At 66.3% G+C, this 20,326-nt stretch carries 26 protein-coding genes; 16 read left to right on the top strand and 10 right to left on the bottom strand.

The genetic code is table 11. The annotated features are described in order from the left end of the window. Window positions 1-6: 6 nt before the first annotated feature. On the bottom strand, window positions 7-2,481 hold the full coding sequence (gene hrpB / locus L8G49_RS13700) for an ATP-dependent helicase HrpB (protein ID WP_242186359.1): 2,475 nt from the start codon (window positions 2,479-2,481) through the stop codon (window positions 7-9). Window positions 2,482-2,590: 109 nt separating this feature from the next. Here hrpB and L8G49_RS13695 point away from each other — a divergent pair, with 109 nt between their 5' ends. Genes L8G49_RS13695 through L8G49_RS13685 form a run of 3 tightly spaced genes read left to right on the top strand, consistent with a single transcriptional unit; the run spans window position 2,591 to window position 3,953 of the window. Beyond that, window positions 2,591-2,767 (top strand): hypothetical protein, encoded by a 177-nt coding sequence (locus L8G49_RS13695; RefSeq protein WP_242186358.1) that lies wholly within the window; start codon window positions 2,591-2,593, stop codon window positions 2,765-2,767. Between the two features lie 7 nt (window positions 2,768-2,774). Next, on the top strand, window positions 2,775-2,942 hold the full coding sequence (locus tag L8G49_RS13690) for a hypothetical protein (protein ID WP_242186357.1): 168 nt from the start codon (window positions 2,775-2,777) through the stop codon (window positions 2,940-2,942). 48 nt (window positions 2,943-2,990) lie between these two features. Continuing rightward, a complete protein-coding gene (locus tag L8G49_RS13685; RefSeq protein WP_242186356.1) occupies window positions 2,991-3,953 on the top strand; it encodes a cation diffusion facilitator family transporter in 963 nt (320 codons plus the stop codon). A 27-nt stretch (window positions 3,954-3,980) separates the two neighbouring features. Here L8G49_RS13685 and L8G49_RS13680 read toward each other — a convergent pair whose 3' ends face one another. Both L8G49_RS13680 and L8G49_RS13675 read right to left on the bottom strand, forming a co-directional pair. Next, entirely contained in the window at window positions 3,981-4,139 is a 159-nt protein-coding gene (locus tag L8G49_RS13680) for a Flp family type IVb pilin (RefSeq protein WP_242138506.1), read from the bottom strand. Window positions 4,140-4,242: 103 nt separating this feature from the next. Continuing rightward, complete coding sequence (locus tag L8G49_RS13675) at window positions 4,243-5,259, bottom strand: polyprenyl synthetase family protein (RefSeq protein WP_242138507.1); 1,017 nt, start codon at window positions 5,257-5,259, stop codon at window positions 4,243-4,245. Between the two features lie 105 nt (window positions 5,260-5,364). On the opposite strand from L8G49_RS13675, the gene L8G49_RS13670 reads away from it, so the two are divergent. After that, on the top strand, window positions 5,365-5,649 hold the full coding sequence (locus tag L8G49_RS13670; protein ID WP_242186355.1) for a chorismate mutase: 285 nt from the start codon (window positions 5,365-5,367) through the stop codon (window positions 5,647-5,649). A 142-nt stretch (window positions 5,650-5,791) separates the two neighbouring features. Next, entirely contained in the window at window positions 5,792-7,084 is a 1,293-nt protein-coding gene (locus tag L8G49_RS13665; RefSeq protein ID WP_242186354.1) for a sugar MFS transporter, read from the top strand. A 46-nt stretch (window positions 7,085-7,130) separates the two neighbouring features. Here the strand turns inward: L8G49_RS13665 and L8G49_RS13660 are convergent, their stop codons facing one another. Genes L8G49_RS13660 through L8G49_RS13650 form a run of 3 tightly spaced genes read right to left on the bottom strand, consistent with a single transcriptional unit; the run spans window position 7,131 to window position 8,534 of the window. Further along, window positions 7,131-7,598: a RidA family protein gene (locus tag L8G49_RS13660; RefSeq protein ID WP_242186353.1), complete on the bottom strand. Its 468-nt coding sequence runs from the start codon at window positions 7,596-7,598 to the stop codon at window positions 7,131-7,133. A gap of 25 nt (window positions 7,599-7,623) precedes the next feature. Further along, on the bottom strand, window positions 7,624-8,244 hold the full coding sequence (locus tag L8G49_RS13655) for an HAD family hydrolase (RefSeq protein ID WP_242138510.1): 621 nt from the start codon (window positions 8,242-8,244) through the stop codon (window positions 7,624-7,626). Continuing rightward, entirely contained in the window at window positions 8,241-8,534 is a 294-nt protein-coding gene (locus tag L8G49_RS13650; protein WP_242138511.1) for a DUF3572 domain-containing protein, read from the bottom strand. Before L8G49_RS13650 ends, L8G49_RS13655 begins: the two co-directional genes overlap by 4 nt. Before the next feature lie 39 nt (window positions 8,535-8,573). Between L8G49_RS13650 and L8G49_RS13645 the strand changes: the two genes are divergently transcribed. After that, window positions 8,574-8,936, top strand: a complete 363-nt coding sequence (locus tag L8G49_RS13645) for a response regulator (protein WP_242138754.1) — start codon at window positions 8,574-8,576, stop codon at window positions 8,934-8,936. A 108-nt stretch (window positions 8,937-9,044) separates the two neighbouring features. Here the strand turns inward: L8G49_RS13645 and rpmG are convergent, their stop codons facing one another. After that, window positions 9,045-9,212: a 50S ribosomal protein L33 gene (gene rpmG / locus L8G49_RS13640; protein WP_010162189.1), complete on the bottom strand. Its 168-nt coding sequence runs from the start codon at window positions 9,210-9,212 to the stop codon at window positions 9,045-9,047. A 185-nt stretch (window positions 9,213-9,397) separates the two neighbouring features. Between rpmG and L8G49_RS13635 the strand changes: the two genes are divergently transcribed. Next, window positions 9,398-9,721 carry a hypothetical protein gene (locus tag L8G49_RS13635; protein WP_242186352.1) on the top strand — a complete coding sequence of 108 codons (324 nt, stop codon included), beginning with the start codon at window positions 9,398-9,400 and terminating at the stop codon, window positions 9,719-9,721. A gap of 24 nt (window positions 9,722-9,745) precedes the next feature. After that, window positions 9,746-10,294 carry a TMEM165/GDT1 family protein gene (locus L8G49_RS13630; protein WP_242186351.1) on the top strand — a complete coding sequence of 183 codons (549 nt, stop codon included), beginning with the start codon at window positions 9,746-9,748 and terminating at the stop codon, window positions 10,292-10,294. Between the two features lie 135 nt (window positions 10,295-10,429). Here L8G49_RS13630 and L8G49_RS13625 read toward each other — a convergent pair whose 3' ends face one another. Further along, window positions 10,430-10,603 (bottom strand): hypothetical protein, encoded by a 174-nt coding sequence (locus L8G49_RS13625; RefSeq protein WP_242186350.1) that lies wholly within the window; start codon window positions 10,601-10,603, stop codon window positions 10,430-10,432. 11 nt (window positions 10,604-10,614) lie between these two features. On the opposite strand from L8G49_RS13625, the gene L8G49_RS13620 reads away from it, so the two are divergent. The 3 genes from L8G49_RS13620 (at window position 10,615) to pip (ending at window position 14,813) form a co-directional block, all read left to right on the top strand. After that, a complete protein-coding gene (locus tag L8G49_RS13620) occupies window positions 10,615-12,204 on the top strand; it encodes a cisplatin damage response ATP-dependent DNA ligase (protein WP_242186349.1) in 1,590 nt (529 codons plus the stop codon). A gap of 55 nt (window positions 12,205-12,259) precedes the next feature. Continuing rightward, a complete protein-coding gene (locus tag L8G49_RS13615; protein ID WP_242186348.1) occupies window positions 12,260-13,555 on the top strand; it encodes an amidohydrolase family protein in 1,296 nt (431 codons plus the stop codon). Window positions 13,556-13,859: 304 nt separating this feature from the next. After that, window positions 13,860-14,813, top strand: coding sequence for a prolyl aminopeptidase (pip, locus tag L8G49_RS13610; protein WP_242138515.1), 954 nt, complete (start codon window positions 13,860-13,862; stop codon window positions 14,811-14,813). 218 nt (window positions 14,814-15,031) lie between these two features. On the opposite strand, the gene L8G49_RS13605 is transcribed toward pip, so the two are convergent. Both L8G49_RS13605 and L8G49_RS21020 read right to left on the bottom strand, forming a co-directional pair. Next, window positions 15,032-15,544 (bottom strand): thioredoxin family protein, encoded by a 513-nt coding sequence (locus L8G49_RS13605; protein ID WP_242186346.1) that lies wholly within the window; start codon window positions 15,542-15,544, stop codon window positions 15,032-15,034. Between the two features lie 151 nt (window positions 15,545-15,695). Then, window positions 15,696-16,511, bottom strand: coding sequence for a cold-shock protein (locus L8G49_RS21020; protein WP_277923266.1), 816 nt, complete (start codon window positions 16,509-16,511; stop codon window positions 15,696-15,698). A 208-nt stretch (window positions 16,512-16,719) separates the two neighbouring features. Here L8G49_RS21020 and L8G49_RS13585 point away from each other — a divergent pair, with 208 nt between their 5' ends. From L8G49_RS13585 to lptB, 5 genes are all read left to right on the top strand, one after another. Next, on the top strand, window positions 16,720-17,502 hold the full coding sequence (locus L8G49_RS13585; RefSeq protein ID WP_242186345.1) for a TerC family protein: 783 nt from the start codon (window positions 16,720-16,722) through the stop codon (window positions 17,500-17,502). A 31-nt stretch (window positions 17,503-17,533) separates the two neighbouring features. Next, complete coding sequence (locus tag L8G49_RS13580; RefSeq protein WP_242138518.1) at window positions 17,534-18,154, top strand: ribonuclease D; 621 nt, start codon at window positions 17,534-17,536, stop codon at window positions 18,152-18,154. Next, window positions 18,147-18,782, top strand: a complete 636-nt coding sequence (gene lptC / locus L8G49_RS13575) for an LPS export ABC transporter periplasmic protein LptC (RefSeq protein ID WP_242186343.1) — start codon at window positions 18,147-18,149, stop codon at window positions 18,780-18,782. Before L8G49_RS13580 ends, lptC begins: the two co-directional genes overlap by 8 nt. Before the next feature lie 5 nt (window positions 18,783-18,787). Continuing rightward, window positions 18,788-19,324, top strand: a complete 537-nt coding sequence (locus L8G49_RS13570; protein ID WP_242138520.1) for an LptA/OstA family protein — start codon at window positions 18,788-18,790, stop codon at window positions 19,322-19,324. Between the two features lie 235 nt (window positions 19,325-19,559). Beyond that, window positions 19,560-20,282: an LPS export ABC transporter ATP-binding protein gene (gene lptB, locus L8G49_RS13565; protein ID WP_242138756.1), complete on the top strand. Its 723-nt coding sequence runs from the start codon at window positions 19,560-19,562 to the stop codon at window positions 20,280-20,282. The last annotated feature ends 44 nt before the right edge of the window (window positions 20,283-20,326 follow it).

Below are 20,326 nucleotides of genomic sequence, written 5' to 3'. Positions count from 1 at the left end.
GTCTCCTTATCGTGCTTCGCGCGCGCGCGCATCTGCGTTTTTCGTTCGCAGCGTCGCCGAAGCGGCGGCAGGGTCGTCGGGCCACGGATGGCGCGGATACCGCCCGCGCATTTCGCGCGCGACGTCCGCCCAGCTGCCCGCCCAGAAACCGGGCAGGTCGCGCGTGGTCTGGATCGGGCGGCCGGCGGGGGAGGTGAGGCTCAGCACCAGCGGCACGCGCCCGCCGCCGACCATCGGATGCGCCGCCAGCCCGAACAGTGCCTGCGGGCGAAGCTCGACGCGCGGGCCACCCTCGGCGGCGTAATCGATAGCATGGCCGCTCCCGGCCGGACTGTGAAAGTGCGTCGGCGCAAGCCGGTCGATCGCGGTCAGCGCGTCCCAGCCGATCACCCCGCGCACCGCATCGGTCAGCGCCCCCTGTTCGATCGTGTCGAGCCGCCGCTTGCCTTCGAGCAGCGGGACCAACCATTCGTCCGCGCGCGCCAGCAGCGCGGCATCGTCGAGCGCGAGGTCCGCGCCGCCATGCGCGGCGGCGAAGGCGGCACGGTGGCGCAGCGCCTGCGCCGAGTCGCTCCACGGCAGACAGGAAAGGCCATGCGTCCTGATCCCGTCGACCAACGCGGTGGTGATCGCAGCGGGGTCGGCGGTGGCGTCCGGTCCGCTCGACAGCCGCAACGCGCCGAGCCTGCGCTCGCGTTTCGTCACGACACCCCCGGTCGTAGGGTCGAAGGTGACGGTGCGGTGCGTCGCGATCCGGTCGCCGAACAGCGTCTCGATCGTCGGCAGGTCGATCGCGGCAGCGGACAGGATCCGCGCCCCCGAGGCGAGTCCCTGCGTTTCGGCCACTGCCAGCCATTCCGCGCGGGCTAGGCTCGCGGTCGGGTCGAGCTTGAACCCGCGCCCGCCGACCGACGCCCAGGTCTCGCCCGAGGCGTCACGGCGGCGCGCGATCCGGTCCGGGAAGGCCAGCGCGATCGCGGTGGCGGTCGCTTTGTCCCGCTCTCCGCTCGCGGGGGGAAGGCGGGTCGGAGAAAGCGCGGCCCAGCGCCTGGCCAGCTTGCGCCCGGCCTCGGCGCGTTGTCCCCGTTCGCCATGCCATCGGCGCCGGCGCGATTCGAGGTCGACGTCGCTGCCGCCGAGCCCGCGCTCGCCGAGCAGCACTGCAACCTCCGCCGCGGTCGACGCGAATCCCAGATCGCCCGCGCGCACCAGCATGTGGCCGAGCCGCGGCGCCAACGGGAGTCGCGCGATCGCCTTGCCATGCGCGGTGGGGCGGCCATCGGCGTCGATCGCGTCGAGCGCCATCAGTCGGGTCCGGGCCTCCTGCACCGCCGCCTCGGTCGGCGGATCGAGCCACGCCAGCGCGCGCGGATCGGCGACGCCCCATAAGGCACAGTCGAGCGTCAGCGCGGACAGGTCGGCTTCGAGGATCTCGGGCGGGTCGAACCGCGGCAATCCGGCGGTGGCGGCTTCCTCCCACAAGCGATAGGCGACCCCCGGCCTCTGGCGCGCCGCGCGGCCCGCGCGCTGCGTAACCGCCGCCTGACTCGCGCGCTCGGTGACGAGCCGAGTCATTCCCGCCGCCCGGTCGTAGCGCGGTCGCCGCGCCAGCCCCGAATCGACCACAACGCGAATGCCGTCGAGCGTCAGGCTGGTCTCCGCAATCGCGGTCGCCAGTACGATTTTGCGCATACCGCCCGGATCGGGCGCGATCGCGGCACGCTGCGCGGCGGGATCGAGGCTGCCGTGGAGCTTGTGGAGCACGATGCCGCTGCCAAGTCCCTCGAGCCGCTCGGCGGTCCGTTCGATCTCGGCAACGCCGGGCAGGAAGGCGAGCACCCCGCCGCTTTCCTCGCGCAACGCAAGCCGGATCGCCGCAGCAACCGAATCCTCGATCCGCTGCTCGCCCGCGCGGCCGAGATGCCGCAGCGTCAGCGGAAACATCCGGCCTTCGCTTTCGATCACCGGCGCGTCGCCCATCAGCCCGGAAAAGCGCGACCCGTCGAGCGTCGCCGACATCGCGAGCAGCCGCAGATCAGGCCGCAACCCGCCCTGTGCATCGAGCGCGAGCGCCAGACCGAAGTCGCTGTCCAGACTCCGCTCGTGGACTTCGTCGAACAATACCGCCGATATGCCCGCGAGCTCGGGGTCGTCCTGGATCCGCGCCACGAAGATTCCTTCGGTCACCACCGTCACGCGAGTCACGGCGGAGCGCTTCGTATCCATCCGGGTCGCGTAACCAAAGGTCTTGCCGACCGCCTCGCCCGCCAGCGCCGCCATCCGTTCGGCCGCCGCGCGTGCCGCGAGGCGGCGTGGCGACAGCAGCAGGATTTCGCCGGTGCACCACGACTCGCCCAGCAACGCCGGTGCGACCGCGGTGGTCTTTCCGGCCCCAGGGGGCGCGACGAGAACGGCGTTGCTGCCGTCGCGCAACGTCGCGAGCAAGTCGGGAAGGACGGCGAAAATCGGAAGCCCGCTCATGCCGTCGTCCGTGCCATCCCACGGCGTCGGGGGACAGCCAAATCCGGCGGGGTGGCAAGCGAGATGCCATTTGCTATATCGTTCCGGTACCGAACCGAATGGATGGGTGATGGGCGCGCGCGTACTGATCGTCGGACTCGACCCCGATCTCGTCGATTATGCCGATCCCGATCTGCCCCCCGGGATGGAAGCCGCAAGGGTTCACGCCGGTCTGGTAGAGGTCGATGCGGCCTTCGCCGCGCGCGGCGACCACGTCGACACGTGCGTCCGAGCGGGAGGCTTATGACTGTATAGTGATCGGTGGTGGGATCCGGCGGCCGCAGCGCAACCTGCCGCTGTTCGAGCAAGTCGTGAATGCGTTGCGCATCCATGCGCCCGATACGGCGATCGCCTTCAACACGACGCCAGCCGACAGCGTTGCCGCAGCAGATCGCTGGCTGACGTCGGCTTCGGCGTCCTAGTATCACATTGGCAGGCAATGATAGGGCGCGTTCCGGACGGAGGAACGCGTGGCTGGTCATCAACACAATCATCATCATGGTCAGCATAACGATCATGGGCATAGCCATGGCGGGCACGGCCACAGCCATGCGCCCGCGAGCGGGCACGATCGTGCCTTTGCGGTCGGGATTGCGCTCAATCTAAGCTTCATCGTGGGCGAGGTCGTGTTCGGGCTGATGGCCCATTCGGTGTCGCTGCTGGCGGATGCCGGACACAATCTGTCGGACGTGCTCGGTCTGGGCGCCGCATGGGCGGCGATCGCGCTCGGGCGGCGGTCGCCTTCCAAGCGGTTTACCTATGGGCTGAAGGGTTCGACGATCCTCGCCGCGTTGCTCAACGCCCTGCTGTTGCTCGTCGCGCTCGGGGCGATCGTTCTGGAAGCCGCGCAGCGGCTCGCCATGCCCGCGGCGGTCGATGGCCCGCTGGTCGCCTGGGTCGCGGGCGCGGGAATTCTGATCAATGGGATCACCGCGCTGATGTTCCTGCGCGGCAGCGCCGACGACATCAACATCCGCGGTGCCTATCTCCACATGGCCAGCGACGCGATGGTGTCGGCCGGAGTCGTGGTGTCAGGGGTGTTGATCTGGTGGACCGGCGCCATGTGGCTGGACCCTGTGGTCAGCATCGTCATCGCGGTCCTGATCTTCCTGCAAACCTGGGGATTGCTGCGCGAATCGGTCGAAATGTCGCTCGCCGCCGTACCGCGCGGAATCGATTCTGACTTGGTTCGCGACGAGTTGCAGGAGCTGCCTGGGGTCGCCCGCGTTCACCACATCCATATCTGGCCGATGAGCACGACGGAGACCGTGCTGACGGCGCATTTGGTGATGCCGGGCGGGCATCCAGGCGACGCCTTCCTCGAGTCCGCGCGAGCGATGCTGAAGGACCATTTCGGAATCGGCCACGCGACCTTGCAGGTCGAACTGACGACGTCGGACATGTCGCCGGAGCCGCAGTGTCACGCGCATTAATGGCCTGCCGACCCGAACTAGGGCGATTCAAGACGCGGTCATGCTGGTCGTGACGGTGGTGAAGGTCGCCGATAGCTTGCTCCCCAGCGATTGCATCGCGGTCATCGACGCCACGGCGATGAGCGCCGCGATCAAACCATATTCGATCGCGGTGGCGCCACGCCGTTCGTTCCAAAATCGCTTCATGTCGTTTCCCCTGCCGCATTGACGGGGAATTGGTGACGCCGAAAGCTTGCCAGGAGTTGGGCGCGCGCCTCCGTATCTCTACGGTATCGCGCGCCTTCGAGCGTCAATAGGCGCGCGCGACCGCGAACTCGACCGCTTCGATCATCGAGTCCTTTGCCTTGCCATTGGCAAAGACGCCAAGCGCATCGATCGCACGCTGTCCGTAATGCCGGGCGCGCGCAAGCGTGTCCTCGACCGCGCGAGTCGAACGGACCAGGGAAATCGCGCGGGCGAAATCCTCGTCCCGATTGCGATGGCCTTCGATCGCCGCCTTCCAGAAGGTCCGGTCCTCGGCCCCGCCGCGCGCATAAGCGAGGATCACGGGTAGCGTCGCCTTGCCCTCGCGGAAGTCATCACCCGCGTCCTTGCCCATCGTGCCCGCGTCCGAGACGTAATCGATCGCATCGTCGACCAGCTGGAACGCAATGCCGAGGTTGCGGCCATAGGCGTCGAGCGCGAGTTCTTCCGACTCGGGACGTTCGGCGACGACGGCGGACACCCGGCATGCGGCGGCAAACAGCGCGGCGGTCTTGGCGCCGATGATGTCGAGATAGCGTTCCTCGGGCGTGTCGACCCGGCGTGCCGCTGTCAGCTGGTTGACCTCGCCCTCCGCAATGATTGCGCTCGCGCCTGCAAGAATGCCGAGCACCTTGAGCGACCCGTCCTCGACCATGAGCTCGAACGAGCGGCTGAACAGGAAGTCGCCGACGAGTACACTCGCCGGATTGCCCCAGATCAAATTGGCGGTGCGCTTGCCGCGCCGCAGGTCGGAGCCGTCGACGACATCGTCGTGGAGCAGTGTCGCGGTGTGGATGAACTCGACCGCCGCGGCGAGCCGGTGATGCCGCGTGCCGGTATAGCCGAGCAGGCGCGCGCTTGCGAGCGTCAGCATCGGGCGCATCCGCTTGCCGCCGCCGGCAATGAGATGACCCGCCAGTTCGGGGATCAACGGGATCTGCGATTGCATGCGCGACAGGATCACCGCGTTGACCATGTTCATGTCGCCCGTGACGAGCTGAACCATGGGTTCGAGCGACGGGGTGGGCCGTGTTTCGCCCAGGCGGTGGATCGTGGCGGTCATGTGGACTGCGATGTGGCCGCGTGGCGTCGCAAACGCAACCCTTTGCGGGTTGCACAGGGCGGCTGGGTCCCGCAAAAAGACGCCTCACGGGACGGGAGTATGCTGGTGTCCGACGAAACGCTCAACGGATACCGCCAAAGTATCGACAATATCGATGCTGCGCTGGTCTTCTTGCTGGCCGAACGGTTCAAGGTGACCAAGGCGGTCGGGCGCTACAAGGCGCGCGCCGGATTGCCGCCGGCGGACCCCGGGCGCGAGGAAGCGCAGATCGCGCGTCTGCGCGGCCTGGCGGACGATGCGCAACTGGACGCCGATTTCAGCGAGAAATTCCTGCGGTTCATCATCGACGAGGTGATCCGCCACCACGAGCGGGTGCGCGAAGCCGAATAGCATCGCAACCGACCACGTCGCGCGAGCAGCGGCGCAATCGCGCTGTACCCGCGCGCCAACCGATGGCAGACGGTGCCGCATCTTTCGACCGCGTCTTTTGTGATCGCTGCCGTGCCGCATCGATCTGAACCAGGAGCATTTCATGGCCTTGAACCCGGGCGCCAAGCCCGCCGCACCCGCCGCCGGGGGGGATGCCGACCACGGCGTCAACGCGCCCGACCTGCAGGTCTTCGTCTTCGCGCTGTTCTTCATCTTCGGTGGCATCACCAGCCTGAACGACGTGATCATCCCCAAGCTGAAGGATCTGTTCACGCTCAATTACGGGCAGGCGCTGCTCGTCCAGTCGGCATTTTTCGCGGCCTATTTCGTCTTTTCGCTCCCGGCGGCGGCGATCGTCCGGCGGCTCGGCTATATGCAGACCGCTTCGATCGGGCTGTTGCTGATGACGGTGGGCTGCGTGCTGTTCATCCCGGCTTCGTCGTCCGGGTTGTTCGTGGTGTTCCTGATGGCGCTGTTCGTGCTCGCGATCGGCATTACCACGGTGCAGGTCGTCGCCAACCCGCTGATCAGCCTGCTGGGCGCGCCCCGTACCGCATCGAGCCGGCTGACCTTCGCGCAATTCTTCAATTCGCTCGGCACGACGATCTTTCCGATCGTCGGATCGATCCTGATCCTCGGCAGTCTCGCGAAGGTTGACCCCAAGACGCTGTCGGGCGCGGCGCTCGACGCCTATCGCACCGCCGAGACGCAAACCGTCGTCCACACCTATCTTGGCCTCGCGATCGCGCTGGTGCTGGTCGCGGTGGTCGTGTGGTCGCGCCGCAAGCGCCTGCCGCATACGGTGGAACAGAATGGCAGCATCTTCCAGGCGTTCGACCTTCTCAAGCGTCCGCGCTTCGCCTTCGGGACGGCGTGCATCTTCCTGTATGTCGGCGCGGAAGTCGCGATCGGGTCGCTGATCGTCAGCTATCTCGAGCAATCGACCACGATGGGCTTCGACGCGGTCACCGCGGGCAAGCATGTCGCTTATTACTGGGGCGGTGCCATGATCGGCCGCTTCATCGGCGCGTTCGTGCTGCGCGTCCTGTCGCCGGGCAAGGTGCTGGCGGGCGTGGCAACGGGGGCGATCCTGCTGATCGCTCTGTCAACGCACAGCACGGGCGCGGTTGCGGGCTGGTCGCTGCTGTCGATCGGGCTGATGAACTCGATCATGTTCCCGACGATCTTCAGCCTTGCCAGCGAAGGCCTGGGCGCACGCGCCGCGGAGGGATCGGGGATCATTGCCACCGCGATCGTCGGCGGGGCAATCGTGCCGCCCTTGACCGGCGTTCTCGCCGATCATTCGACGCTGCAGTTCGCGCTGCTGGTGCCGGCGCTGTGCTATCTCATCATTGCCGCCTACGGGATCTTTACCCGCAAGCCGACGGTCGCATGACCGTATCGCGGGCCGTTCCCTGGTGGAACGGCCCGCCCTGCGGTGGTTACGGCATCGAAATCTGGACGATCGCATCGACCTCGACCGCCGCGCCAAGCGGAAGGCTGGTCACGCCGACGGCGCTACGCGCGTGCTTGCCAGCCTCACCGAACAGTTCAACCATCAGGTTGGACGCGCCATTGGCGACTTTCGGCTGATCGGTGAAGTCCGCGGTCGAATTGACGAACACGCCGAGCTTCACGATCCGCTCGACCCGGTGGAGACCGCCAAGCGCTGCCTTGACCTGCGCGACCAGCATCAGTGCGCACGCCTGTGCCGCCGCGGCACCATCCTCGAGGCTGACGTCGGCGCCGAGCCGACCCGTGATGACCGCGCCGTCCTTGAACGGCAGCTGCCCGGAGATATGAAGCAAGCCATTGACCTCGACGGTCGGCACATAGGCGGCAACCGGCGCAGCGGCCGCGGGAAGCGTCAGGCCGAGTTCGGCGAGCTTGTGGTCGATACGGTCGGTCATGGAATAGCTCCTGATGGTAAGGGGGTTAGGCAGGCTGGCCGCTGGCGAAGCGATCCGCAATCCAGCGCTCGGCGACTTGCCAATCGTCGATGCGAACGTGCGCATCGGGGGCTGGGGGCACGTTGACCGCGAGCTTCGGCTCGGAAATCATGTGGACGCGGTGAACGCCGGGCGCGTGCTTGGCGACCGACGCATGGTGGACCGCGAGATCGTCGACGAACACCGTAACCGGGTTGCCGAATTCGGCCTGGAGCCGCGCGACCGGATCGCCCTTGCCACCCTGGTTCGTCTCGACCCGATAGGGCATGTCGTGACCAAGCAACTGCGCGATCCGTGGTTCGCGATTATGATCGCCCAGATTGGTGAGGATCACCACGTCGGCCATCGTCGACAAAGCGGCAAGCGCCTCGCGCGCATGCGGGACGAGCGTCTGGCGCCCCATTTCGTGCGGGAAGAACTGGTCGAGCAGGCCCCACATCTCCTCGCGCGTCGGAGGCGGGGCGCCGTCACGCCGCGTCATGCTGTTGGCGAAGTCGCCACCCTCGATCGCAAAATCGATGTCATGCGTTTCGTGCAGCCACACGCCGAAGTGCCGCACCATGTGCAGCAGCACCTCGTCGCAATCGCAGATCAACAGGCCTTTCACGCAAAGTCTCCGGAAGTGTTCGGGCCGTCGAGCGCGGCATGGGCTTCGGCAAAAGCCTGAGGCGGGACGTCAAGTCCCTCGGCGCAGGCGATGAGATCGGGTTCATGCGCCAGCAGGAAGGCAAGCGTGGCGGACAGTACGCTCGGCTCGCCTGCGCGCGCGCGCAAGTCTGCGGGCGTCAGGCCGGTCACGTCGAGCAGGCGCATCGCGCGGTCCGGCTCGGCCAGCGTCCAGACCAGCGCACGGAGCGCAAGCTGCGCAGGATCGGAGTTTGTCAGCGAGGCGCGCATTGCGTATTCATCTGGCCCATGGACGAGGAAAGCGCTGGCGTGGCAAAAAGGGTGCTTGTTGTCGAGGACAACGAACTCAATCTCAAACTTTTCTGCGACCTGCTGGAGGCGCACGAATATGCCACCGAAGGCGTCCGGGATGGCCGGGAAGCTGTTCTGCGCGCACGGAATTTTAAACCGGACCTGATCGTCATGGACATCCAGCTGCCGCATGTCAGCGGATATGACCTGATCCTGCAACTCAAGGCCGATCCGGTCCTGAGCGGGATCCCCGTAATGGCCGTGACCGCCTATGCGGGGCGCGAGGACGAGGAACGGATTCGCGCCGCCGGGGCCGACGCCTATGTGTCCAAGCCGATTTCGCTGATTCGCTTCGTCGATGCGGTAGCCGCGCTGCTTTGACAGCCGCACGCAATCGCCAGCCAAGAGCGGTACGCAAAAAAGCCGCAAGGCTTGCGCCCGCGGCTTCTGGCCCGGGCGAGCCCGGGGAAGGCAAACCGCAAATGCGGCTTACTTGATCTTCGCTTCCTTGAACTCGACATGCTTGCGCACGACGGGGTCGTACTTGCTGAAGCTCAGCTTCTCGGTCTTGGTACGCGGGTTCTTCTTCGTGGTGTAGAAGAAGCCAGTGTCCGCCGTGCTGACGAGCTTGATCTTGACCGTGGTCGGCTTTGCCATGACCTGAATTCCTGTGATCTGAAAATGCAAAAGCGGCGAACCGGTCGCCGCTCTCAAGCGCTGTCCGATGGCGGATGTAGTCGGGAATGTCAAGCCGAAGCCAAGGCGTCTGCGGGGTCGGGAACGGGTTTAACGTGCCCTTTACCGAACTGGGTCCAGATTGCGGATCTAGGGAGTGTCCTGCCATGACGCCAGCTTCTGCCACCGAGACACCCGATGTCATCGCTCTTGCCGAACGGGTCAGCCTGATCGCCGTGCGTGCCGCACGGGCACCGATTCCGGCGCTCGCCGCGGAGATCGAAGCGATCCGCGCCGCTGCTGCGGCGTGCGGCAACTTCCCGGCGGTTGCGGTTACCCAGGCAATTTCGGCGGCACTGGAGCGGGGCGAGCGGGGTGCCTTGGTCCAGGCGTGGATCATCGTGCTGCGGGATGCGGTCTTGTCCGGACGTCACGATCAGCGCGCGTGCGATACCTATGGTGCGGCCTGTTCGGTGCGACTCGCGGGCTGATTCGCACAGGTCATGGATGCCCTGATGGCTGCGCTGGTCGCGGCGCTCCTTGTTCAGGCGAGCGATCGTACCCCGTTCTCCAGCGCCCTGCTCGGTACGCGCTTCGCCGACAAGCGTGCCGTGCTCGCTGGCATCGCCCTTGCGATCGCGCTGGGCAATGCCGCCGGGGCCATCGGGGGGTGGCTTGCCGCGCCCTATGTCTCGCCCGATGCAGCGGACCTGCTCGTGGCGTTCGCGGTGCTGTCGGCGGGCGTTGCTGCGTGTTGGCCGATTCGATCGCGGGGCGTTCCGCAACGCCTCGGGGCATTCCCGGCGGCCCTTACGGCGATCGGTCTGCTCGCGATCGGCGATCGCACGCAATGCATCACCGCCGCGCTCGCCGCCCGCAGCAGCACCCCAGCGCTCGCTGCCGTCGGTGCGACGATCGGCGCGATTGCCGTGAATGTCCCGGCTGTGTTCCTGGGCGAAGGGGGATGGGGTCGCTTGCCGCTGACCCCGGTGCGACGTGTCGCTGCGGCGGTGCTGATCATTGTAGGAGCGATCCAGGCGCTGGCCGCGATGCGTCTGATCTAGGGGACCGCCCAGGCCCAACGGCGCGCCTGGTTCCCGTTCGAGACCAGCCGCGAGGATGCTCGTACCGACCTCCGTCGACGTCAGAGTGACCCGGTTGCGGTTGCGGGCGATCCCGCACGGGAAACGGCGCATCGGTTAGGCGATCCCAAGCGCGATGCAGACGTTGTGATGCGCACAGCCAAACACGGCGACGATGGCAAGGACGGCGAGCACGATCCGCGATCGAATCAGGGCCATGCCGGCGCCGTAGCGGGGTGGCGCTACCACCCCCCAGCGATGGGTCTGGCGGAACATCCGCAGCACGGCCATGTTGTGGCACGATGCGGGCGTTTGCGGACCTTCTCGATCGGTTGATCTACACGCGGTCGCGCAATGCCAAGCTGCGCCTGATCGTCGACTATCTCCGCACGACGCCGGATCCCGACCGCGGCTGGGCGATGGCGGCGCTGACCGGGGAGCTCGACTTGCCGGGGGTGAAACCCGCCGTGATTCGCGCGCTGATCGAAGCGCGGGTCGATCCCGTGCTGTTCCGGATGAGCCGCGACTATGTCGGCGATACCGCGGAAACGGTTGCATTGCTGTGGCCGACTCCGCCGGGCACCGTGGTCGAGGCACCACTCGGCATGGCCGACGCGGTCGAGCGGCTGGCGAAGCTGTCGCGCTCGGATACGCCCGCCGTCCTCGGCAAGATGCTCGACCAGCTCGATTCGGACGAACGCTTCGCCTTGCTCAAGATGGCGACCGGGGCGCTTCGGATCGGCGTCTCGTCGCGGCTCGCCAAGACGGCGCTGGCACAGGCGTTTGATCTCGATGTCGAGGCGGTCGAGGAAGTGTGGCACGGAATCGCGGCACCCTACACGGCGCTGTTCGACTGGGCCGAGGGGCGCGGCGCGCAGCCGACTGCCGCCGACGTGCCGGTGTTCCGCCCGTTCATGCTTGCGCATCCGCTCGAGGACGGGCGGGTCGATCTCGCCGATTATGCCGCGGAGTGGAAATGGGACGGCATCCGCGTCCAGATCGTCCACGTCGCCGGGGAAACGCGGCTCTACAGCCGCACCGGTGACGACATCACCGCGAGCTTTCCCGAAGTCGCGCGTGACTTTACGACCGTCGGTGCGGTCGACGGCGAACTGATGGTGAAGGGCGATGCGCAGGGCGCCGCGACCGAGGAAGGTGGGGCAGCCAGCTTCAACGCGTTGCAGCAGCGACTCGGGCGCAAGATCGTCTCGGCGAAGATGCTGGCGGACTCCCCGGCGTTCGTGCGGCTCTACGACATCCTGTTCGATGGCGAGGAGGATCTGCGTCCGCTGCCATGGAGCGCGCGGCGCGAGCGGCTCGAGGGGTTCGCGGGCCGGCTCGACCCCGAACGGTTCGATCTCAGCACCGTGATCGCGGCGGAGGACTTCACCGCGCTCGAGGGGATTCGCGCTGGCGCGCGCGACGGCGCGATCGAGGGGGTGATGCTCAAGCGCCGCGATTCCCCCTATGTCGGTGGCCGCAAGACCGGACTGTGGTACAAATGGAAGCGCGATCCGCTCACCGCCGACTGCGTGATGATGTACGCGCAGCGCGGCAGCGGGCGGCGGTCGTCTTTCTACAGCGACTATACGTTCGGCTGCTGGACCAAGGACGGCGCGCTGCTTCCGGTCGGGAAGGCCTATTCCGGGATCACCGACGAGGAATTGAAGTTCCTCGACAGCTTCGTGCGCAATCATACGACCGGACGGTTCGGCCCGGTGCGCGAGGTGGACAAGACGCTGGTGCTGGAAATCGCGTTCGATTCGATCCATGAATCGAAGCGGCACAAGTCGGGCGTGGCGATGCGCTTTCCCCGCATCGCGCGGATCCGTACCGACAAGCCCGCCGCCGAGGCCGACACGTTGGACGGCCTCAAACGATTGATAACCTGACCGCTCGACACGCGCGGGTAGGTTGATAATCTGCTCCCCAAAAGGGGAGTAAGGCGTGCACAAATTAGTCATGGCGGCGATTGCCGCGCTGTTGGCGGGGACGGCCGCGAACGCCGAGACATTCGCGATCCAGGCGGGGCATGTGATCGTCGATGCCGCCAGGCCGGCGCGGGGCGCCTCCACGGTCGTGGTCACCGACGGCAGAATCGCCCGGATCGAGGACGGAGCGACTGCACCCGCCGGCGCGACCGTCGTCGATCTGCGCGACAAGACCGTCATGCCCGGATTGATCGACGTCCATGTCCATCTCACCAGCAATTCGGGCGAGCCCTGGTACCAGGGACTGACCCCGAAATATTCCGAACCCTATGCCGCCACGGTCGGCCTTCGCAATGCGCTTATCACGGCGCGGGCGGGGTTCACCACGGTCCGCGATCTCGGCGGGCCGCCACTTGCGAGCATCGCGATGCGGGATGCGATCAAGGAAGGGGGTTTCCCGGGGCCGCGAATCCAGGTCGCTGGCCCGGCGCTGTCGATCATCGGCGGGCATGGCGATGCGACCGTGGGGCTCGCGCCCAACCTTCGCGCGGCGATCGAGGCGACGGGTGAGCAATTCTGGGTCTGCACCGGGCCGCTCGAATGCGGGAAGGCGGTCCGCAAGATTGCCGCTTACGGCGTCGACGTGATCAAGTTCCACGCGACCGGCGGGGTGCTCGACGACGGGAAGATCGGGCTCGAACAGCATTTCACCGACGAGGAAATGAAAGCGATCTGCGACACCGCGCACCAGCTCGGGCTCAAAGTCGCGGCACATGCGCATGGCGCGAAGGGGATCGGCGCGGCAGTGCGTGCCGGGGTCGATTCGATCGAGCATGGCACCTATGCCGATGATGCCGACGTCGCGCTGATGAAGGCGCGCGGGACGTATTATGTCGGCACGCTGATGGCGTTCAGCGGGCTGCAACTGTATCTCGGCAAGGGCATCTACACCGCCAATACAGAAATCAAGGCGCGGCAGACGCTGCTCGTGTGGGGCAAGGCGCTGAACCGTGCGTACAAGGCCGGCGTCCCGATCGCGCTTGGCACCGATGCCGCCGTCTTCCCACACGGTCGCAACGGCGAGGAGGTCGGGCTGATGGTCAGCAAGGGCGGGATGACTCCGCGCGACGCGCTGATCGCGGCAACGAAGGGGGGTGCGGATCTGCTCGGACTGTCGCGCGAGACCGGGACGCTCGAGCCCGGCAAGTCCGCCGACCTGATCGCCGTGACGGGTGACCCGCTGACCGATCCGGCTGCGGTGACGCATGTCAGCTATGTGATGGTGGAAGGTCGCGCGATTCCGCTGCGGTAGCGCGACTTGCCTGGACCGGTGCGCGTTCTGTGCGAAAGTCGGTTCTGCCTCCCGTTTTGCCGTTGAAGCGGGAATCCACAGTTCGGCAGAACCACGACGTTTGCATGTCCGACCGCTGCACTCCTGTCGTCTCGCGCGCGCGGTCGGGGTGTCGGACCGGTTTCGTTTTTAGCAAGGGATCCGCCGTGTCACCACATCGGCCTTCCGAACGCGCTTGGGGTTCCGAAGGTGCAAGAACCCCGGCCGCCGGCGACGCGCGGTGGTTACAGGTGACAGCGCCTGTCCCCCTCGTTACCTCTCTCTCATGACCGACTTGCGCACGCTGTACCCCGAGATCGAACCTTACGCGACGGGGATGCTCGACGTCGGCGACGGTCATCGCGTCTATTACGAACGCTGCGGGACGCCGGGGGGCACGCCGGCGGTGTTCCTGCACGGCGGCCCGGGGGGCGGGATCGCGCCGAGCCATCGCCGGCTGTTCGACCCGGCGCGCTACGACGTGCTGCTGTTCGACCAGCGGGGATGCGGCCGCTCGACCCCACATGCGTCGCTGGAGGCGAACACGACCTGGCATCTCGTCGCGGACATCGAGCGGTTGCGCGCGATGCTGGGGGTCGACCGCTGGCTGGTGTTTGGCGGGTCATGGGGGTCGACCTTGTCGCTGGCCTATGCCGAAACCCATCCGGAGCGGGTCAGCGCGCTGATCCTGCGCGGGATCTACACTGCGACGCCGGCCGAGATCGCCTGGTATTATCAGTTCGGCGTGTCCGAGATGTTCCCCGACAAATGGGAGGGCTTCGTCGCGCCAATCCCTCCCGCCGAGCGGAACGACATGGTCCGCGCCTACCATCGCCTGCTGACCGGAAACGATAGCGCGCGGCAACTGGCAGCGGCCAAGGCATGGACGATCTGGGAAGGGGAGACGATCACGCTTCTTCCCGATCCGGCCATGTCCGAAGCGTTTAGCGATGGCCATTTCGCCCTGGCGTTCGCGCGGATCGAAAATCACTATTTCGTCCACGATTGCTGGCTCGAGGACGGACAGCTGCTGCGCAATGCCGGGCGGCTGGCGGGAATTCCCGGCACCATCGTCCATGGCCGGTACGACATGCCGTGTCCGTCGCGCTATGCCTATGCGTTGCACAAGGCCTGGCCCGAGGCCGATTTTCATCTCGTCGAGGGTGCGGGCCATGCTTATAGCGAGCCGGGCATTCTCGACCAGTTGATCCGCGCGACCGACCGGTTCGCCAACGGCTGAGAACGGCGCGCGGGCGGGGCCCAAAGGGATTTGACGGACCAGGGACGCTGGTGAGTATCAGGCGCTACGGACGGTAAAGGCTTCGCCAACCCTGCCCGGTTCGCCTGCGAAAGCATGGGCGCAGGAGTCCCGAACGCCAGCAGCGGATCCTTTGCGCAGACCCCAACTGCCCATCCGCGGAGGAACGGGGCGGACGTCACTGGCCGTGTAATCTCCGCTCAGCGCGTCCATTGCGCCAGCCAGTCCGCCAGCGCTTGCGGCGTCAGCGTCCGGGCGTCGGCCAAGGCGGCGGTCCGTCCGGCGTTGCGGAGGGTGTCGGTGCGGGGATCGATGATCAGCACACTTGGCACGCCACCACCGAAATGGCCGTCGAGCCCATAATGCGCTGCGATGTCCATGTTCTTGTCGAATCGTCCGACGTCCACGGTCACGATCTCGTAATGTCGCGCCAGGAAGCTGTGGAGCGCGGGCAGGTCCATCGTGCCGGCGAGAATGCGGCAATCGAGGCACCAGTTTCCGCCCAGGTCGACCAATAAAAACTTGTGCCCGGCCTTTGCCCGCGCTCGGGCGGCAGCGATCTGCGCCCTGGCGTTGGCGGCTTCGTCATACGGCAGGGGCAGCGGCGTCTTGAGCTGCGCGAAGCTGGTTGCGGCAATCTTCGGCGCGGGCGCGGCCACGATCGGAGTGGCAAGGGTCAGCGCAAGGAGGGTTGCAGGCTTCAGCAGGCGCATAACGAGGACTTTCCTGGGAGCAGACGCCCTCGAACCGACAGGTTCGGGCGATCCATTCCGGTAAGGCACCTCAGCGCGTTGAACGACAAAGAAAAACCCGGCGGGCATAAAGCCCGCCGGGTTTTTCGTAACCGGTATCGATGCGTAGGGTTTACGCGATCGACGTCAGGTTGACGGCTGCCATCTTGCCGCGACGGTCGACTTCGAGTTCGAACTCGAGACGATCGCCCTCGTTGAGCGAGGTCATGCCGCCGCGCTCGACTGCCGAGATGTGGACAAACGCATCGGGCTGTCCATCGTCGCGCTGAATGAAGCCGAAGCCCTTCATCGCGTTGAAGAACTTGACCGTGCCGGTAGCCTTCTCGCCGGTCAGCTGGCGCTGCGGCGCGCCGCCGGGGGCCGGACGACCACCAGGGGCCGCTGCATCACGCTCGCGCGGCGGACCGCGGTCGGTGACGGCCATCGGCTCGCCGTCGATCTTGAGATCGGTTGCAGAGATGCGGCCACCGCGGTCCACCAGCGTGAAGCCAAGCGGCTGGCCTTCGGCCAGACCGGTCAGGCCGGCCTGTTCGACCGCCGAGATGTGAACGAACACGTCCTCGCCGCCGTCGTCGCGAACGACGAAGCCGAAACCCTTCTGGCCGTTGAAAAACTTAACGACGCCCGTGCCTTCGCCGACAACCTGCGGGGGCATCCCGCGACCGCCGCCAGCTGCACCACCGCCGAAGCCGCCGCCACCGCCGCTGCGGAAACCACCGCCGCCACCGCCGCCGCCGCCGAAGCGATCACCGCCGCCACCGCCGCCGCCGCCGAACCGGTCACCGCCGCCGCCGAAACGATCGCCGCCACCGCCAAAGCGATCGCCACCACCGAAGCCGCTGTCGAAGCCGCCGCTGTCGCCGAAACCGTCGCGCTTGTCGCGCCCACGCCCGCCACGATCGCCGCGGCGTCCTTTATCGAAACTCATGCCCTGTTCGTCTTCCCGCTTCGTCCGACCTCATTATAGCAACCATTGCATCGGACGAAAGACGCAAGGCTTCGTGCACCAAACCGCTCGTGCCACCGACTCGTGTTAGCCTAATTTTCCATACGCTGCGAACAAATTCGTCCAAATTGGGGCGTGGGTCGCACCGATCTTGCGCAAGCGTTGCAACCACGGCACAGGCTGCGCCCTTATGTCGATCCTTGCGCTCCTGTCCGATCCCGTCGCCTGGGCCGCGCTGGCGACCCTGATCGTCATGGAGGTTGTCCTTGGAATCGACAATCTCGTGTTCATTTCGCTCCTGTCGAACAAGCTGCCGGAGGGACAGCGCGTGCGGGTTCGGCGCGTCGGGATCAGCTTGGCGCTGGTACTCAGGCTGATCCTGCTGTCGACGATCGCGTGGATCGCCGGGTTGGTCGAGCCGGTGTTCGACCTGGGCCTGACCGGCGCGCTTGGCGATCATGGCCAGCCATCTTTCGAAACGGCGTTTTCGGTGCGCGACCTGATCCTGATCGCGGGCGGGGTCTTTCTGCTATGGAAGGCGACGAGCGAAATCCACCACACGCTCGACCCGAACGACTCGGGCGGGGAGACCGCCGAGAAGCCCTCGATCGCCATCTCCTTCGGCAGCGCGATCCTCCAGATCCTGCTGCTCGACATCGTCTTCTCGTTCGATTCGATTCTGACCGCGATCGGGATGACCGACCAGTTGCCGATCATGCTGGTGGCCGTCGTCGTCGCGGTCGGGGCGATGCTGTGGGCCTCGACCCCGCTCGCCAATTTCATCGAGCGCAACCCGACGGTCGTGATGCTGGCGCTGGGGTTCCTGCTGATGATTGGCGCGATGCTGATCGCGGATGGCTTCGGCGTGCATGTGCCAAAGGGCTATATCTATGTCGCCATGGCCTTTTCCGGTGGGGTCGAGGCGCTTAACATCGCGGCCCGGCGCAGTCGTGCACGCACGCGCGGGCATTGAGCCCAACCCGATTCGTCGCTAGGGCCGGGCGATGAGCGTAACACTCCACGAAGAAGACATTCCCGCTGACCTGTTCGCGCCTGGCGTCGACATCGCGGTGGATACCGAGACCATGGGTCTCATCACCCCGCGCGATCGTCTGTGCCTGGTCCAGCTGTCCGACGGCGGACCCGACGAGCATCTCGTCCGCTTCGGACCCGAGAGCACCTATGCCGCGCCCAACCTGCGCGCGCTGCTCGAGGATCCGGCCCGGACCAAGCTGTTCCACTTCGCGCGCTTCGATCTCGCCGCGATCAGCCATTATCTGCAGGTCACCGCAACCCCCGTTTATTGCACCAAGATCGCATCGCGGTTGATCCGCACCTATACCGACCGCCACGGTCTCAAGGAACTGGTGCGCGAGTTGCTGGCGCAGGACATTTCCAAGGCGCAGCAATCGTCCGACTGGGGTGGCCCGGTGCTGAGCGATGCACAGAAGGACTATGCTGCATCCGACGTGCGGTTCCTCCACGCCTTGCGCGAGGAACTCGATCGCCGGCTGGCCCGCGAAGGGCGCACGGCGCTGGCGCGTGCCTGCTTCGAGTTCCTGCCCGCACGCGCCGAACTGGATCTGGCGGGCTGGCCAGAGACCGACATCTTCGCGCATGCCTGACCCCCGCGCGATCCGCAGTGCGCGCCAGCGCTGGGCCGCGCCCGGCAGCAGCCACGACCGTACGGTCGCGGTGTTGCGCGTCGTGCTGCCGGTCGCGATCGGGATCATGGCAGCGTTCGTCGTCGTCCTGCCGCTATACGCCGGCGGGGATGTCAGTTTCCTGCTCGACAAGACAAAGGTGGAGGTCGCCAAGGAGCGGATCCGTATCCAGTCCGCGACCTATCGCGGCCAGGACGACAAGGGACAGCCGTTCGCCGTAAACGCCGGGTCGGCGGTGCAGAAGAGTTCGGCCGAGCCGATCCTGCGGCTAAACAAACTGTCCGCTCAGATCGGGCTGACCGATGGCCCCGCCAACGTCGTCGCGGATCGCGGCCATTACGACATGGACACGCAGCAGGTCATGATCGACGGGCCGTTGAAGGTCGACAGCACCGGCGGCTATCACCTGGCAACGCAGGACGCGACACTCGATCTCAAGAGCAAGACGCTGAAAAGCGGCGGGGCGGTGACCGGTACCGTGCCGCAGGGCACGTTCAGCGCGAACCAGATGAATGTCGATCTCAATAGCCATGTCGTCAAGCTAGACGGCAATGCGCGCTTGCGGATCGTGCCGCGAAAGACGAGATAGGCCGCATGCGCCGCACCCTCACCTTGCTGACCCTTTCGCTCGCGCTCGCGAGCCCGGCCTTGGCGCAGGGGCGCAATTCGCAGGCGCCGATCAACCTCAACGCCGATCATATCGAGTTGCAGGACAAGGCCAACCGCGCGTTGTTCTCGGGCAATGTCGTGGTCAAGCAGGCCGAAATGACCCTCAACGCCCAGCGCATGACGGTCAGCTATGCCGGCCAGATCAGCACCGGCGCCTCGCCGGAAGCGCAGCGGATCGATGCTTCGGGGGGCGTCACGGTCACGCGCCCGACGCAGACGGCGCGCAGCAACTTCGCGGTATACGACCTTAAAAAAGGCGTGATCACGATGCTCGGCGCGGTGACGCTGATCCAGGCGGGCAATACCGTCAACGGTGGTCGCCTCACGATCAATCTCGATACCGGTCGCGCAATCATCGACGGCTCGTCGGTCGGTGGCGGCGGGTCGTCGAGCGCTCCGGGCACGACCACGACGAGCAATGGTCGTGTGTCGGGCACGTTCTCGGTCCCCAAGCGCAACTGAGCCTGCCGTACCGCGGGCGGACTCGTCGCCCCGCCGGTCGCGCTTTCCTGATCGCATCGATTGGCGTAGATGCGGCAGCGGACATGCGATATGCATGCACGAAGCCTGCCAGATGCCGCCCGGTAACGCTTCGGTAAGATCGAAATGCGAGCAGGGACGTGCGATGACCGATACGCTTACCCCAACGCCGGGCCTGACGCTCGATACCGCGCCGCCGATCGCGGAAGCGCCGGTGATGAACGGCCTGTCGGTCGTGTCGATCGCCAAGTCCTACGACAAGCGCCCGGTGCTGACCGATGTGTCGGTGTCGGTCGGCAAGGGCGAAGTGGTCGGGCTGCTCGGGCCGAACGGAGCAGGCAAGACGACCTGCTTCTACTCGGTGATGGGCCTGGTAAAGCCCGATTCGGGTCGCATCATGCTCGACGGCGAGGACATTACCGGCCTGCCCATGTATCGCCGCGCGATCCTGGGGCTCGGCTATCTGCCGCAGGAAACGTCGATCTTCCGCGGCATGACGATCGAGCAGAACATCCTGAGCGTGCTCGAACTGGCGGTGCCCGATGCGACCGAGCGCAAGGCACGGCTCGATACGCTGCTCGAGGAATTCGGGTTGACACGGCTGCGCGATTCCCCGGCGATGGCGCTGTCCGGCGGCGAACGCCGGCGCGCGGAGATTGCCCGCGCGCTTGCTGCCAATCCGTCGATCATGCTGCTCGACGAGCCGTTCGCGGGGATCGATCCGTTGTCGATCGCGGATATCCGGGACCTGATCTGCGAATTGAAGCGACGCGGGATCGGCGTGCTGATCACCGATCACAACGTCCGCGAGACGCTCGAGATCGTCGACCGCGCCTATATCATTTATGACGGTCGCGTGCTGTTCACCGGATCGCCTGCCGAACTGGTTGCCGATGCCAATGTGCGGCGCCTGTATCTCGGCGAGGGCTTCTCGCTGTGATGGCATGACCCCGGTCTCCTTCCCTGCAACCAGAGCCGCACGGT

The organism is Sphingomonas sp. CARO-RG-8B-R24-01, from assembly GCF_022662295.1.
Taxonomy (GTDB): domain Bacteria; phylum Pseudomonadota; class Alphaproteobacteria; order Sphingomonadales; family Sphingomonadaceae; genus Sphingomonas.
The sequence above is the reverse complement of the archived record's forward strand: the minus strand, read 5'-3'. Positions and strand labels throughout refer to the sequence as shown.